We start from the raw sequence: 15,607 nt of genomic DNA, 5'->3' as shown, positions 1-15,607 counted from the left end.
TTCTTGTAATCTACGATGGTAAAATCGTAGGAGAAAAAGATCCTAAAGAGACAGACGAGTTTGAAATAGGAAGACTTATGGCAGGAGGTATCGATGACAAATAAAGTAAATAAAAGAAAAAGCTTAGGCTCATCCAAGATACTTTTTACCATAATATCAATACTTTTAGGACTTTTTGTAGGAGCCTTGGTCCTTGTAATAGCAGGTTTTGATCCTATAGAAGGCTTCAAGAATCTATTTTTGGGAGTATTTAAGAGCCCAAGGAATATGGGATGGGCAATTGTAACATCGACCCCGATTATTATGACAGGTCTGGGTGTTGCCTTCGCCTTTAAGACTGGACTTTTCAACATGGGAGCTGAGGGACAATTTATAATTGGAACTATAGTAGCTTTTCTTGTAGGCTACAATTTAAATCTTCCTCCAGTTCTACTACCTATAGTTGCCATAGTCCTTGCCATGCTTATCGGAGCAATCTATGGAGCTATAGCAGGTTTCGTAAAGGCGAAATTCGGAATACATGAGGTAATTTCTACCATCATGCTCAACTGGATTGCCTTTTACTTCCAAAACTTTGTAGTTTATAGATTTAGGCAACCAAACTCAATGAGTTCCTTTGATGTGGCTGATAATGCAAAGATTACCCTCTTTACTGATGCTGCCAAGAGGTTCGATGGATTTTTCTCTAAATTCTTTAGGGCTCCAATCCACTGGGGAACTATTATAGCCATTGTTGCTGTAATTATTGTTTGGTATATTTTAAATAAAACAACCCTAGGATATGAGCTAAAGGCAGTAGGTCTTAATAGGGAAGCCAGTGAATATGGAGGAATCAATGCAGGAAATAAGATTATCCAATCTATGGCAATCTCTGGAGCAATCTGCTCACTAGCAGGAGTGACTCAGGTTTTGGGCTTTACCTACAATCTATCGATCCTATCTTCTATGCAAAACTTTGGTTTCGATGGCTTGGCGGTTTCTCTTCTTGCATCCAATAACCCTATTGGAGTTATATTTTCAGGACTCTTCTTCGGATCTTTGAAATATGCAGGAGGCAACCTCCAAAGAACTATGGGAGTGCCAAGCGAGATAATCTCAATTATTATAGGAACTATCATCCTCTTTACAGCTGTGCCTTTGGTATTTAGAATCATCAAGGCTAAAATGAGAAACAAAAAATCCCAAAAAGGAAATGAAAAAACTGCTGTAGACATGTCTTATGTCAACAAAGAGATAGAAGAAGAAAAGAAGGAGGAATTATGATTAATCTTACAATCTTAGCCCTAATCATAGGAAATACCTTCTCAAACGCTGCCCCAGTTCTACTTACTGGACTTGGCGGAATGATGAGTGAAAAATCCGGTGTTGTAAATATTGGTCTTGAGGGAATGATGACTATAGGAGCCCTAACTGGAGCTGTCCTAGGTTACTATGTAGGAAATCCTTGGCTAGCCTTCTTAGGAGGAGGACTTGCTGGAGCATTTTTTGGCCTAATCCACGCTTTTGTTTCTGTAAGTCTTGCTGGAGATCAGACTATATCAGGTATAGCAATAAATACCCTTGCTCCTGGTCTTGCGCTTTTCCTATCTAGATTGTTCTTTAGTGGAGCAACCCAAACTCCTTCAATTCCGCTCGAAAATAAGATACCAAGACTGTTTAGGGGAATATCTTCTAACCAAGTCTTTAATAATATCTTTGGCCAATATGCGACAGTTTATTTATCATTGATCATGGTAGTAGTCTTGTATGTGGTTTTATATAAGACTAAGCTAGGTCTTAGGGTCATAGCTGTTGGAGAGCATCCAAAGGCAAGCGAAACCTTAAATATCAATGTAGTAAAGGTTAGATATCTGTCAGTAATATTTTCAGGATTTATGGGTGGCCTTGGAGGAGCGAGCATGTCTCTTGCAGTAGTATCATCCTTCTCGCCAACCCTAATTGCAGGTCAAGGTTACATCGCCCTTGTTACTGTAATATTTGGTAACTGGAAGCCACAGGGAGTGCTTGTTGGATCCTTATTCTTTGGTTTGGCCCAGGCTATTGCAACCTACCTAGGTTCAACTTCAATAGGCATACCAATAGAATTTATTTCAATGATCCCATACATCGCAACCCTCCTTATCCTTATAATATTTAAGGGAAGAAGCTACGCACCAAAGGCAAGTGGTAAGCCTTACTTTACAGTAGAAGATATATAAAAATGTAGAAAAGACGGGCCTCCATACGGGGGCCTATTTTTAGGAGATAGTATGAAATGCAAAAATTGTAATAAAGAAATAGATGAAAACTCTAAGGTCTGCCCTTGCTGTGGCGAGAAAATTATCCCAAGTGAAGAAGATTTAGAAGATATTCAAGAAGAAAGTAAGGGAGAGGCTTTGGAAGAGGTTGAAGAAGATTTAGATTTAGAAGATGACTTGTCGGAAGAAGAAGACTTAGAAGACTATGATGACTACTATGACGATGAAGAAGAAATCTATAAGGACATCAATGATCTCTTAGAAGAGCTAGGTCCTCCCAAGGAGAATAAGACTAAAAAGCTAATAGCTACAGCCCTACTTGCTATCCTTGTGACTCTCGTGGCTTTTTTTGGCTTCAAAAAATACAAGGATTCTCAAATAGAAGAATTAAGTATCGACCTAAACTATTATCTAGACATCAGTGCTGTAGGAGAAAATGGCGATGGTGGACTCGATATAAAATATGATAAGGAAAGTTTCATAAACGACTACGAGGGAAGAATCTATGACAAAAAAAGCAAGGAGCAAGTCTCAAGTGCAAGATTAATAGATGAATTGGAAAAAAACACCAGCTTTGGCGTAAGCAAGGAGCAAGGCCTAACTAATGGAGAGATCGTTAATATTACAATATCTGTTAATTATGACAAGGCAAGTGACTTCAATATAAAATTTACCAATCAATCTAGAGACTACGAGGTGGAAGGGCTTAAGGAAAAAGAAGCAGCTCTTAGCCCAGATGACAATCCTCCAGCCGAGGAAGATAAGGAAGAGGATAAGGAAAAAGAAGAATACAAAAAGGAAGAGGATAAGGAAAAAGAGAACGACAAGGAAGATAAGGAAGAAAATAATCAAGCATCCGACGATAATAAGGATAAGTTTAGCAAGTATATAAAAGATCATATAGGGGGAAGTGAACTAACTTCAGTTACCAGCCATGAATTTATGGGAAAAGCCCTAAGAAGTGGCGAGGAAATCTATGTATATAAGATTAATAGCAAGGAAAAAATCGGCGATATGACCAAGGCCTTTGACTATTATATAGGCCTAATTGATAAGGAATCTGGCATAGAACTTATAAGAGATGGGCTTACCCACAGAAGCTTAGATGATAAGACAGATACCTATTATGATATATCTTATGAGGGCTTTGCCTTAGTAGATGATCTTTTAAGCTATCTAAATGATGGCAATCTCAAAGTCGACGGATTGACCTACTACGACAACTTCAAGGCCAAGGAAGAGCCTGCAGGCTACTATTTCCTTGAAGGTTATAGCTTGTTTTTAGATAATGACAAAAATGTAAAACTAGAAACAGGATCTCTTGTCTACACAGGAAAGTGGTCCAAGGATAATGGAACTCTAACTCTAGACATCAAATCCTTCAGCAAGGACCCTATCAAGGCCAACATAGTAGGTGGGGAATTGGAATTCGATGCGGACGTATTTAGATAAGGACAGGCTCAATTAGAGTCTGTTTTTATGTGGCTTATTTTATAAAAATTTCCCAAAATCTTTCTTACTTTGTTATAATATAGGAAAGGAGTTTTTATGTATTTTTTTGTTAATGATTATAATTCTATTTGCTATCCAGAAATCCTGGATGCTCTTAAAGAAAAAATAGACGAGGCTAATATTGGTTATGGCTTCGACAATCACAGTGAAAAGGCCAGAGACCTGATTAGAAAAGCTCTGGGGGATTCCAGTGTAGATATTCACTTTATTCCAGGAGGCACTTCTGCCAATATCCTAGGCCTAAGTCTTGACATGCGTCAACAAGACTCAATCCTTGCCCTAGAAACTGGCCATATCAAGGGCCATGAGGCAGGATCAATCGAGGCGACAGGCCTTAAGATTGAGCTTTGTCATTCCGATTCAGGAAAAATCAGTCGCCATATCTTAGAAAAAGAGCTAGGAAAGTTTGACACTGAGTTTAGCACAAGACCTAAAAAGGTCTACATCTCAAATACCACAGAACTTGGAGAAGTCTACACCAAGGCCGAAATTATGGAAATATATGATTTCTGTAAGGCCAATGACATGTACCTTTTTATAGATGGGGCAAGGATTGCAGCGGCCCTTGCCAGTGAAAAGTGCGACTATAGTATGAAAGACTTGACCTCTATGTGTGATATTTTCTATCTTGGAGGAACCAAGGCGGGATTTCCTTTTGGAGAAGCCCTAGTTATAGTAAATGATAAGCTCAAAAAAGATGCCCTAAAGCTAATCAAACAAAAGGGAGCCATGCTTGCCAAGGGCTTTATTTCAGGAATCATGTGGGAGAGGGTCTTCTGTGAAGATGACTTCTACCTAAGAGGAAGCAGGAAGGCCTATGCCATGGCTAAAAATCTTGCCGAGGGAATCGAAAAAAGGGGCTATGACCTTACTTATCCCTTCGAGTCCAATCAGATATTTGTAAACCTTTCTGACGAGGACCTAGAAATATGGCAAAAGATTGCCCAATTCGAAGTGATGGAGAAGGTAGAAGATACCAATATCGTAAGGATAGTGACGACTTTTAGAACAAATGAGAGTGATGTTAGAGGATTTTTGGAAGAGATTTGATATGGAATATAAGAAGTTTTTAGAATATTTTGCCAAATTCTCCCTGGCAGTTTTTATCCTAGGAGGAATCTATACCATAGGAAGGCCAAAGGCTAAGTCTGTCACAAATTATAAGCTAACTGATGATATATCCTATACCGGAGATCTTTACCAAGGGAAGTTTCAAGGAAAGGGAGTCCTAAAGAATAAGGAAGGAATCTATAAGGGAGATTTCGATAAGGGAAGAATCGGCAAGGATGGAGTCTATATTGGTGACAATTTTTACTATATAAAAGAAAATGGCCAGGTTAAAATTAAATTTAATGACGGAAGAATTTACAAGAAGGCAAAGGGAAAATGGGAGGAAGTAGAAGATGAGAATTAAGGGCTTAGATTATCTCCGTGTTTACGGTATATCTATTATTTTAATCTATCATATCTTTAAGGAAATCCTCCCAGCAGGATTTTTGGGAGTTAATATCATGTTTGTCCTCTCAGGCTTTCTGGTAAGCTTTCATCTCCTAGATGAAGTATATAGGGATGAAAAAATTGACCTTGTGGCCTATTACAAGAAGAGATTTATAAGGATCTTTCCTGGGGTTCTTTTTATGATCTTTGTAGTAAGCCTTATGGCCTTTGCTATAAATAAGGACTTTACAGTAAACTATTTTGATCAATTTATAGCAAGTCTTTCCTTTACTAGCAATTATTATGAGATACTTTCTGGAGGAAGCTACGAGTCCCAATTTGTAAAACACCTCTTCCTTCACACTTGGTTTTTGGCTATAGAAGTTCACTTCTACCTACTTTGGCCCATACTTACCAACTTCATCTACAAGACGAGCAAGGGAAGCAAAAACGTAAAGAAGACCTTCTCCAACAGGTTTTTCCTAACAAGCCTAATCCTCTACATCCTAAGCTTAGGGCTTACCATAGGGATGACTGCTCTTGATAAAAACAGATCTTTTGTTTATTTTTCTGATTTTACTAGACTTTCTTCCTTCTTTATGGGAGCCTTTGTGGCCTGTTTTGTCAAAAGATTTGGCTATAGGAAAATCCCTTACAAGGAAGCAAGCATAGGGGCAGGGTTAATTATCCTAATAATGTCCTTCATCCTATCTTATGATATGAAGACTACCTATATACTGGGATTTTTCCTAACCGACCTTCTTACAATTATTGCAATCCTTGCCGCTGTATCGAATGAAGATATAGAAGAAGTAAGACCAATTAAGAAAATCGCCCCATACACCTACTCGATTTACCTCCTCCACTGGCCAGTCTTTGTCATAATGGAAAGTGCCTTTAACAAGCCAACAGCTCTCCTTATGACCATAATAGTGACAGGGATTCTCGTAATGATAAACTACCATATCTTTGAGCCAGTCTTTAAGGGAGAGGAGATTGACCTTAGGATAATTAAGATAAATCCAAGCACAAGGGCGAGGATAATCACCCTAATAAGTGTAGTTGTCATATCCTTTGTAAGTGCCATAGGCCTATCCTATGCGTCAGATGATATGGTAAGTCTTGAAAAACAAATTTGGATTTCATCACTCAAACAAGACCTAGATCAAATCGATAAGGATAAGAAAGAAGTCGACAGACAAATCTATGAGGAAGAAAACCCAGACCAAATCCTAAAGGATAAGGAAGTGACTACCACAATCCTTGGCGATTCTGTCCTTTTGGGAAATAGGGAATATATAGAAGAAAAAATCCCAGGGACTTCTGTAGATGCCGAAGGAAGTAGACTTCTGGAGAAAGCTCCTGATATCATTGAAGAATACAAAAAGGAAGGTAAGCTTGGTGAGATAGTAGTTCTATCCCTTGGGACCAATGCCGTAGAGGACCCAGAAGCATCTCTCGAAAAAGTCATCAAGGCCCTTCCCGAAAAGACTAAGCTAATCCTTGTCTCCTGCTACGATAGCAGATACGAACAACCCCACAGGGTAAGTAAAGCTATGAAAAAAATTGCTGACAAATATAAATTAGTGACCTACATGCCTTGGGAAGAGGAAGCCATGAAGCATCCTGAGTACTACGAGGGAACGGACGGAGTCCACTTCTACGGGATAACAGATGCCTACGAGGCCTACAATAAACTACTCCAAAAGGCAATACTTGAAGCAAGCAAAAAGGAAGGAAAGTAGCTTTTCTTAGAATAATTTAATAAAAATAAAGCAAATCCTTTTGGCAAAATTATAAGCTGATTTTAGGATTTGCTTTTTTATTAGAAAAATTAAGAAAGCAAAAGCCCTCTTCTGGGAGGGCTCTGGATAAAAATATATATCACACACTTTTATTATACTTTAATTATTCAAAAATTCTCTTGATTACAAATGGATCGTTGATTGGGCTTACTATTACTCCCTGGCCTGGGCTTGCTGCGTGGACCATATTGCCCATACCATCTGCTATTCCTACATGGTAGATATCGTAATAGCTTGATCCGAAAAATACCAAGTCTCCTGCCTTCTCTTCTCCAAATTTAACAGTCTCTCCGTATTCTGCTTGGCTTTTGGCAAGGTGAGGGAGGGCGAGGCCGAAGTTCTCGTAGGCTCTAAGGACTAGACCAGAGCAGTCAATTCCGTTTTCCTTGGATACTCCTCCAAATACATATGGACTTCCTACGTAGTCTAGGGCGTAGTTGTAGATGCTCTTACCTACTTGAGAATCATCACTTTTTATGACTTCGCCATCATCGTCAGTAAAGTAGGTCACATAGATAACCTCATAGACTACTTCATCTTCTTGATTTTCTTCTTCGATCTTCTCGTATTTTTCTTTAGTTTCGTTGAGCTTTTTGTAGTTTTCCTTAAGCTTATTTATATATTTCTTATCTCTTTTGGACAAATCAAGATTTGAGATTCTTACGAAACCTACTTGCTCATCCATTTCCACATCTTTGTCTTTAAGCTTATCATTTTCATCGATATTTATCTCTTTATTCTTAGCTTCTGCTGGATTGTAGGCGACTTTTACATAGTCTGTGCCTTCCACAAAGTCTAGGATGGTAAGCTTAGTTGGACTAAATAAGCTATAGGGATTCTTGTTTTTGGCGTTTTTGTCTGGAGCGGTCTTTAGGTCACAGGTCTTTATGACTTTGACTTCCTTTAGCCTATAGAACCAGTCCTTTCCAACATAGGATTTTTTTCCTTCAAAATCTATAGTATACCAAAACTTATCTTCAGCCTTGATTTCATATCTCTTAAAGTCTTCTATACCTCCCAAGATTTCAGCATAGTTTGACTTTTCACTTCTTACATTTACTCCTTCGGTCTTTTCCCTATCGAGCATTATGCTATCTGCCTGGGCTGTTTTGGGACAAGCCAAGATAAGGCCAGCTAGGATAAGACCTTTTGTTAATAACTTCTTCTTAAAATTCACCAATATTCTCCTTCAATAATCTCTATATCTATTATAGCATAGATTGCTAATTAATTAAGGAGAAATTTAGAAGTTTTCATAAAACTCATAGGCAAAGTCGACTAGATCCCTAGAAAAATCATTTCTTAGATAGGCTGGATCTAGGTGATTGATCCTAACCCTGTCAAGTCCGTCGGCGTCTTTGAAGTATTTGGCAAGCTCTTTTCCCCTAGCCAAGTCGCTTTCTCCTACAAATTCTCTTAGGGTCTCATCCATTATCTCATCTTCTCTGGAGTGAGCAGCTATTACTGCCTTTAGGATACCCAGGTCACTTTCCTTCATGTCGTGAGCATATGGGGTAGACAATTCGGCAGCCCTTTGACCATGCTCTGTGTCCCAGCCGTCATTTTGCCTTTGGGTATCGTGTAGGCTTGCTGCGTTGATTAAAATATAAGTATCGTCATCATCTAGCTTGTAGGCATAGGATAGGAGAACTGAGTAAAAGACTACCCTTTCTATGTGGTTTCTCCCGTGAATATCCGATACAAAAAGTATATCGTAGTTTAGTTTCTCGTAAGCTTCTACTAGCTTGTCATAATAGGGTGATTTCATAAAGCCTTCATAGAAATCGTATTTTCTTATCCATCCATCATTATTTAATATATCTATAACTCTCATAATAACTCCTTTATTACATTGTACAACATAAATTCAGCTTGATAAAGGGTATCATGTATAAGAGGTGACTTATGTTATATAATAGAGAATTAATTTGTGAGAAATTAGAAAATGCAATAGAAAAAAGTAAAGACTACATAGGAATGGGCGAGCCTGCAAGCTACATACCCGAGCTTTTGAATGTCGATAGCGATAACTTCGCCTTCTCCTTGGTTACTACTAACGGAGATGCCTTTAACTTCGGAGATGAGAAAATAGTTTTCTCCATCCAATCCATATCAAAAATCATCGACCTAATCATAGCCCTAACTGACAACAATCCTCAAGACGTCTACGAAAAAGTAGGAAGTGAGCCAACCAAATACGAGTTTAACTCCCTTGTCCCAATAGGAGATAGGGCAGCCAATCCCTTTATCAATGCCGGAGCTATCACTACGACTTCTATGATTTTTGGCAGGGATAATAAGGAAAGATTTGAAAGAATCCTAAATTTTTATCAAACAATATCTGACTTTAAGGAAAGTGAATTGATGGAAGATGTCTTCGATTCTGAGATGAAGACGACAGATAGAAACAAGGCTATAGCCTATTATCTTAAGAGTAAAAATATTTTTACAGCCAATCCCGATGAGGTCCTAGAGCTTTACATCAAGTCTTGTTCTATAAGCTCTAACATAGAAGGCCTTGCGACAATGGGAGCAGTCCTTGCCAACAAGGGCTACGCAGTCAAGAACAGGGATATGCTAGTGCCAGAATCTATCGTCCAAATCGTAGTTAGCCAAATGGCTTCATGCGGTATGTACGAAAACTCTGGCAACTATTTGATGAATGTAGGTATCCCTTCCAAATCTGGTGTAAGTGGGGCCATAGTAGGAGTTGTTCCAGGAGTGTGTGGTCTTGCAGTTTATTCTCCTAGACTTGATAAGACCGGCAACTCCGCCAGGGGCAAGGAGCTATTCAAAATTATATCCCAGGACTTGGGCCTAAATATTTTTGTTTAAATTATTCCCTTTCTGTTGACCTTAATATATTCGTAGAAATACACGAGAAAAAGGAAGAGATAAATTAGAGAAAATCCTAAAAAGGCTTGGGTCAAGGACTCAGTGCCTATGATCTTGTTGACTATAAATAGGAAGGCTGGGCTTATAAAGCCTCCTATATTACAACCTATAAATATTAGATTATTTATGATCCTATTCTGACTTCCCCTGGCAAATCTCATGGCCTCTGCGAAAAGATAGGGAGAGGCTATGGACTGGCTTGCTGCACTTATGAGCATAGCTGCCATAAAGACATACATATTACTTCCCCAAAAAGCTACGACCATATTAGCTAGGATGTAGTTAAGGAGAGCAAAAAGAATGGTCTTTTCTCTTAGGGCCCTGTTGATATAGCCAAAGGCAAAGCCTGCGGCCATGCCCGATAGGGGAATTATTATCATATAGGCGTTGATATTGGCATCCATTCCCTTTTGGAGGGTCGCTATAGTTGGAAATCTTATGCTAAGAGAAGTTATATTCATAATCATAACCCCTGCAAAGAAAATGTAGAAGATTACTTGTTTATTTATGAAAAATCTCCCCTTCCTTTCCTCTGGCCTAATGTCTTCGACGTATTTACTAAAGAAAAGAAATACGAAGATTGAGAAAGTATAGCAGAGAAAGGCTAGGGGCCATTTTATTTTGATTAAAAATCCTGCGATTAAAAGCAGAGCCATCTGGCCAATATATTCCATGGAGCTTCTCATACCGTGGAGGAAGGCGGCCTTTTCTCCTGTAAAAAGTGCGCTAATATAGTTTGCCGAATGCCCATTAAATAGTCCCATCCCAAAGCCTAGGATGATTCGAGATAAAAGTATTGTCTGGTAAGATGTATGAATTATGGGTATGATACCACTTATAAATACCAGGATTGTACCAAGTTGGACGCATTTTTTCATGCCAATAAGGCGAGTGATAGATTCGCTTAGGGCGATGGAAATGATTGTGGCGATTGATGATAGGGTTATTACAAATTCGGAAGCCTCTCTTGTTAGGGCAAATTCTTTTTGCATAAAAACAAGGATGCCGGAAATAGCAGAATTTCCAGCAGTGATTAGGGCCATCGACAGGATGGCTGCTTCTCTTAATTTATTTTTTCTTAAAGCTTTCATTTAAACCTCTTCTAAAATCAAGGAATATCCTCGACTTTGTACATATTTTTAAGATATAATATCTATTATAACAGAAGGAGATGAAATGAAAAACACTTTATTAAAATCTTATTTTAAATACTTGATACCGACTATATTGACCATGATTTTGTTTTCTACCTACACCATGGTAGACGGAATCTTCGTAGGCCAGGGAGTGGGGGCGGAAGGAATATCTGCGGTAAATGTCGCTATGCCTTTTGTAACCTTGACCTTCTCCCTTTCGATTTTGATATCCATAGGAAGTCTTAATCTAATTACCTATCAATTAGGCAAGGTTGACAAGGAGAAGGCGGATGAGTTCTTCTCGATAGGTCTTGTCCTATCCCTGATAGTTGCCATAAGTATATCGGTTTTAACCTATATCTTTATGGATCCTTTGATCAAGGTCTTGGGAGCAAGTCCCGAGATAAGTCATATAGTAAGAGACTACTTATCTGTGATAATATTTTTCACCCCCTTTTATGTCATGGCCTATGTCTTCGAGATTATGGTCAAGGCAGATGGTAGGCCGATAATTTCTACTATTTTGATGATGGTATCAGCCCTTACAAATATTATCCTAGACTATGTATTTATCTTTCACTTCCATATGGGAGTGAGGGGAGCGGCTATTGCTACAGGAATCGCCCAAGTCCTTCCGACTATTGGCTATGTAGTTTATTTCCTTTCTCCTAAAGCTAAGCTTAAGTTTAGGAGCTTTAAGCTTAAGTTTTATAAGATTAAAGAAATCATATCCTATGGTTTCCCAGCAAGTCTTAACGAGCTTTCTTCTGGTTTTGTGATTCTTTTGTTTAACAATGTAATCTCAGCCTATTATGGAACAGAAGGACTCGCCGCCTTTTCTGTAATCTCCTACATCATGATATTTGTAGTAAACACCATGATTGCAGTAAACCAAGCAAGCCAACCCCTCCTATCTTTCTATTTCGGTAGGGAAAGCTATGAGGATGTCCTAAGGATAAGAAAGTACATGCTAAGGACAGTGGCCCTTTTAAGCCTTTTGATTTTTTTAACTATAGAGCTTAATCCAGAGTTTTTTGTAAATGTATTTATAGCAGATTATGAGGATACTTTCCTTCCCTTTGCTGTAAGAGCCTTGAGGATATTTGCCATCTCATATCTTATCATGGGCTTTAATATCATAAATGCAGGCTATATGACTTCAGTTAAGAAACCTCGCTACGACTTCTATATAACAATGGTAAGAGGCTACGTCCTAATGGCGATTTTAGTCTACGCCTTGCCCCTTGTCTTTGGAAAAGAGATTATCTGGCACGTGGCAAGTATAACAGAGCTTGTAACTATGATTTTCTCTATATTCTTGATCAGAGATGAGATAAAGGAAATCCATAAGCTAGAAAGAATTCGTGACAAGCATATTAAGAAAAAATACCAATAAAATTTTCAATAAAAGAAAAGTGCTCACGGGAAAAATCCATGAACACTCTTTTTTTTGTGAGGACTATCTTGCATCTACGTCCTTATATTTTTCATCTTCGTCGAATTTCTTTACAGCATAGGAGCAGATAGGAAGAATCTTCTTATTATTTTCCCTACTAGCAGAAACAACTTCATCTAGTAGCTTTCCGGCAAGGCCTTGGCCGCCGTATTCCTTATCCACAACAGTGTGGGAAATCTTCCATAGGCCATCACTTTCTTCATATTGGCAAAAGCCTATCTTTTTTCCGGCATCTATTGCTTGGGCTTCCTTTTCTTCTTTATTAAAAATAATTTTCATATTATCACCTCAATTATTTCTTACCCAATTGTTGAAATTTTAATAAAGGCTTCGCTCAAGCTACTTTGAAAATCAATAGAAAATTTAGTATAGTATGCTCAAAGTGAGGTATTATGCAAAAAGAAAAAGCATTTATATATATAGATACAAATTTCTCAAATGATGAAGCCCTTATGCTCGATATGGCCTTTAGGTCCTTTAACTTCGAGTTGGTTGGCCTTTCATCAATCAGAAGCCAAATGACAGCAGAGGCTGGGGCAGATAATATCCTAGGCCTTAATGAAGACCATGAGCTCTTCCTTCCTATAGCAAGAGGCCATGAGAAAAATCTCAAGGAAGATCAAATGGCGACTAAAGGAGAATCCATCTTCCATTACAAAAATCACAGGGACTATCTAGAAGAAGTTGATGTAGAAGATCAGATTTACGACATAGCCCATGATTGTGGAAAAATAGATATACTCGCTACAGGTCCCCTAACTAATATAGCAAGGGCCCTAGACAAATACGAAGACCTAGAAGACTATATTTCCCATATCTTTATCAGTGGGGGCAATCTCTATGGGCCAGACTTTAACTTTAAGGAAGATCCTCAGGCTATAAATAAAATCCTAAACTCATCTATCGATATCTTTATTCTAGCTAAGAACCTAGCAGACGGGATAGAGCTGACAGATTCCTTCCTAGAAGGTCTACCAAAAGACGATAAAAACAAAGAAATTATAGACAATCTCTTGGCTGATAAGGATAAGAGATTCCTCTACGGACCCCTTCTACTTTATCTAGTAGAAAAGCCAGAGGCCTTTATCTTCGAAGAAACAGGTATTAAGGTAGATGATAAGGAAAATATTGGCGAAATGATTAGGGTTAATTCCAGAAGAAAGGTATATTTAGCCAACAGAGTAAATGAAGAAAGCTTCTTAGAATATATCGAAGGCAAATTATGCAAATAAAAAAACCTGGAGCAAGGATCATAAAAACTGGCCTTGCCCTATTTCTATCAATGATTCTTTCCAGCCTAAGGGCAAGCGGCCTTCCCTTTTATAGTGGGATTGCAGCGATAATTTGCATGCAACAAGACGTAGCCTCGACCTTCGTAAAGGGAATCAACAGGGCAATTGGAACTATAATTGGAGGACTAACAGGTCTTGTCTATTTACTCTACATAGGAGGAAATAAAATCCCTCAGCCAATAAACATCCTTCTTCTTTCGATTGTCGTTACCATTCTTATTTGGGTACTAGCAAGCTTTGAGAGAAATCTTGCTATAACTATTGCGGCAATTGTATTTTTATCTGTTACAATCAATCACGCCCACGATCCAGCAGGACCAGTAGCCTTTGCCTTAAATAGGATAATAGACACCATAATAGGAATATTTACAGCACTATTTGTAAACTGGGTAGATTTTAAATTTAGAAAAGGAGAAAGCCATGGCTAAAATATCAAATATCAAAAGACCAGGCCTTAGGATAATAAAAACAGTCCTCGCAGTCTTTCTTTCCATGGTAATATCAGAACTAAGACCTGGAGAGGGCCTTCCAATAAATTCCTCCATAGCAGCGATAATCTCTATGCAGACCAATCTAGTAGATACGAAAGACATAGGGATAAACAGGGTAATAGGAACAATCCTTGGAGGTATCATAGGACTAATCTATCTAATAGTAATCCCAGATTTTAGTGAGCCTTACATCCTAGACTTCTTCCTAATGAGTCTAATAGTAGGCCTAATAATCTGGATCATGGCTCACCTAAAACGCTACAACGCCCTAACAATAATGGCCATAGTATTCTTATCAATCACATTAGATAACGTAAACCAAACAACAGACCTCCCAGTCCTATTTGCCTTCAACAGGACTCTGGACACATTGATAGGAGTTGTAATCTCGATAATAATAAATGGAGCGGAAATTTCTTATAGAAAAAGAAAGTTTCTTAAGAAAAATGGGATAGACAGGTGGGAGAGGTAGATATTTTTTTCTTAAATATCTTTGACTAAAAATATTTTTGATATTAGTATATCTGGATATTGGAATATTTCTTTATGCAGGGTTGGACCCTTCGAACCCAAGGGGACAGGCTAAGGGGGCGGCAGCGCTCTAAGTGCCGCTTGGGCAAATGCCCCCTCCACCTTTCCCCTTGACCCCTTTGTCATTCACCCCCTCTGCTCCTTAAGCGGAGTGCGGAAAAGGTCGATTTGCTTCGCAAATCTTTGTTGGTAGGGGGATCTCCTTGTTTTACTTGTCCTTGTGTTTAACAATGTCTAATCTCCGTCTCTCTAAAAATCGATAACTCGCTAACGCTCAAACAAATCGATTTTCTTAACGAGAGACTTGATTAGACATTTCTACTCGTCCACAGGGGAAGGGGAGGGGTAAGCTTTGCCTTTAGCAAAGCGTATCGTGTTTTTATATTATAAGTACATATTTAAGGATTCTGATGTAGCGAAGATACGAAGAATTTTCCAATTTATTTTAGATCAAGGTACATTATATACTTAGCATTTCTTACGAATAACCATTACCGGGTAGCATGTATAATCAGAGTGAGCGTTAAGAAAATTTATCTGTTTGAGCGAAGCGAGTTATAAATTTTTAGCGAATGATGATTAGGAATCCTCAGGCTTGAAGTATGGATTGTCAACACCTAATTGTACAATCTAAAATCGAACGCACTAATCTAAGACTAACTAATAACTTCTAGTTGATCTTAAATGTCTATATTTAACTGGTGGTAAGTAATCTAAGGATCCATGGATCCTTAGGTTGTTGTACCAATAAATATACTCTGATAGTTCTAATTTTAGTTGATTTAAACTTCTAAATTCTTTCTGATATACAAACT

General features: G+C 38.3%; 16 protein-coding genes. 11 read left to right on the top strand and 5 right to left on the bottom strand.

Features of this window, described 5'->3' with window-relative positions; genetic code table 11:
- Positions 1 to 93 precede the first annotated feature (93 nt).
- The 6 genes from MRZ08_RS02200 to MRZ08_RS02175 all read left to right on the top strand — a co-directional run bounded on the left by MRZ08_RS02200 (position 94) and on the right by MRZ08_RS02175 (position 6,931).
- Positions 94 to 1,263, top strand: coding sequence for an ABC transporter permease (locus MRZ08_RS02200; protein ID WP_297378783.1), 1,170 nt, complete (start codon positions 94 to 96; stop codon positions 1,261 to 1,263).
- Positions 1,260 to 2,198 (top strand): ABC transporter permease, encoded by a 939-nt coding sequence (locus MRZ08_RS02195; RefSeq protein WP_297378781.1) that lies wholly within the window; start codon positions 1,260 to 1,262, stop codon positions 2,196 to 2,198. Before MRZ08_RS02200 ends, MRZ08_RS02195 begins: the two co-directional genes overlap by 4 nt.
- A gap of 51 nt (positions 2,199 to 2,249) precedes the next feature.
- Positions 2,250 to 3,689 carry a zinc ribbon domain-containing protein gene (locus tag MRZ08_RS02190; protein ID WP_297378779.1) on the top strand — a complete coding sequence of 480 codons (1,440 nt, stop codon included), beginning with the start codon at positions 2,250 to 2,252 and terminating at the stop codon, positions 3,687 to 3,689.
- A 96-nt stretch (positions 3,690 to 3,785) separates the two neighbouring features.
- Positions 3,786 to 4,799, top strand: coding sequence for an aminotransferase class V-fold PLP-dependent enzyme (locus MRZ08_RS02185; protein WP_297378777.1), 1,014 nt, complete (start codon positions 3,786 to 3,788; stop codon positions 4,797 to 4,799).
- A gap of 1 nt (position 4,800) precedes the next feature.
- Positions 4,801 to 5,163, top strand: a complete 363-nt coding sequence (locus tag MRZ08_RS02180) for a hypothetical protein (protein WP_297378775.1) — start codon at positions 4,801 to 4,803, stop codon at positions 5,161 to 5,163.
- Positions 5,153 to 6,931 (top strand): acyltransferase family protein, encoded by a 1,779-nt coding sequence (locus MRZ08_RS02175; RefSeq protein WP_297378773.1) that lies wholly within the window; start codon positions 5,153 to 5,155, stop codon positions 6,929 to 6,931. The genes MRZ08_RS02180 and MRZ08_RS02175 overlap by 11 nt, the downstream gene beginning before the upstream one ends.
- Positions 6,932 to 7,094: 163 nt before the next feature.
- On the opposite strand, the gene MRZ08_RS02170 is transcribed toward MRZ08_RS02175, so the two are convergent.
- Positions 7,095 to 8,168: a C40 family peptidase gene (locus MRZ08_RS02170; protein ID WP_297378771.1), complete on the bottom strand. Its 1,074-nt coding sequence runs from the start codon at positions 8,166 to 8,168 to the stop codon at positions 7,095 to 7,097.
- Between the two features lie 66 nt (positions 8,169 to 8,234).
- The gene (locus MRZ08_RS02165; RefSeq protein ID WP_297378769.1) at positions 8,235 to 8,825 is read right to left on the bottom strand and encodes a hypothetical protein; all 591 of its coding nucleotides are present in this window, start codon (positions 8,823 to 8,825) and stop codon (positions 8,235 to 8,237) included.
- A gap of 71 nt (positions 8,826 to 8,896) precedes the next feature.
- Here MRZ08_RS02165 and glsA point away from each other — a divergent pair, with 71 nt between their 5' ends.
- Positions 8,897 to 9,826 (top strand): glutaminase A, encoded by a 930-nt coding sequence (gene glsA, locus MRZ08_RS02160; RefSeq protein WP_297378767.1) that lies wholly within the window; start codon positions 8,897 to 8,899, stop codon positions 9,824 to 9,826.
- On the opposite strand, the gene MRZ08_RS02155 is transcribed toward glsA, so the two are convergent.
- Positions 9,823 to 10,977 carry an MFS transporter gene (locus tag MRZ08_RS02155; protein WP_297378765.1) on the bottom strand — a complete coding sequence of 385 codons (1,155 nt, stop codon included), beginning with the start codon at positions 10,975 to 10,977 and terminating at the stop codon, positions 9,823 to 9,825. The two genes, glsA and MRZ08_RS02155, sit on opposite strands and share 4 nt — an antisense overlap.
- A gap of 85 nt (positions 10,978 to 11,062) precedes the next feature.
- Between MRZ08_RS02155 and MRZ08_RS02150 the strand changes: the two genes are divergently transcribed.
- Positions 11,063 to 12,418 carry an MATE family efflux transporter gene (locus MRZ08_RS02150; RefSeq protein WP_297378763.1) on the top strand — a complete coding sequence of 452 codons (1,356 nt, stop codon included), beginning with the start codon at positions 11,063 to 11,065 and terminating at the stop codon, positions 12,416 to 12,418.
- Between the two features lie 63 nt (positions 12,419 to 12,481).
- On the opposite strand, the gene MRZ08_RS02145 is transcribed toward MRZ08_RS02150, so the two are convergent.
- Positions 12,482 to 12,757 carry a GNAT family N-acetyltransferase gene (locus MRZ08_RS02145; RefSeq protein ID WP_297378761.1) on the bottom strand — a complete coding sequence of 92 codons (276 nt, stop codon included), beginning with the start codon at positions 12,755 to 12,757 and terminating at the stop codon, positions 12,482 to 12,484.
- Between the two features lie 113 nt (positions 12,758 to 12,870).
- Here MRZ08_RS02145 and MRZ08_RS02140 point away from each other — a divergent pair, with 113 nt between their 5' ends.
- From MRZ08_RS02140 to MRZ08_RS02130, 3 genes are read left to right on the top strand one after another with little or no spacing between them, the layout of a single operon-like run.
- Positions 12,871 to 13,710 (top strand): nucleoside hydrolase, encoded by an 840-nt coding sequence (locus tag MRZ08_RS02140; protein ID WP_297378759.1) that lies wholly within the window; start codon positions 12,871 to 12,873, stop codon positions 13,708 to 13,710.
- Positions 13,701 to 14,198 carry an FUSC family protein gene (locus MRZ08_RS02135; RefSeq protein WP_297378758.1) on the top strand — a complete coding sequence of 166 codons (498 nt, stop codon included), beginning with the start codon at positions 13,701 to 13,703 and terminating at the stop codon, positions 14,196 to 14,198. Before MRZ08_RS02140 ends, MRZ08_RS02135 begins: the two co-directional genes overlap by 10 nt.
- Positions 14,191 to 14,733: an FUSC family protein gene (locus MRZ08_RS02130; RefSeq protein WP_297378757.1), complete on the top strand. Its 543-nt coding sequence runs from the start codon at positions 14,191 to 14,193 to the stop codon at positions 14,731 to 14,733. The genes MRZ08_RS02135 and MRZ08_RS02130 overlap by 8 nt, the downstream gene beginning before the upstream one ends.
- Before the next feature lie 719 nt (positions 14,734 to 15,452).
- Here MRZ08_RS02130 and MRZ08_RS02125 read toward each other — a convergent pair.
- Positions 15,453 to 15,607: IS3 family transposase (locus MRZ08_RS02125; protein WP_297378785.1), on the bottom strand; the 155-nt coding region annotated here is incomplete at its 5' end.

Source organism: Anaerococcus sp. (assembly GCF_022770135.1).
GTDB lineage: Bacteria > Bacillota > Clostridia > Tissierellales > Peptoniphilaceae > Anaerococcus.
The sequence above is the reverse complement of the archived record's forward strand: the minus strand, read 5'-3'. Positions and strand labels throughout refer to the sequence as shown.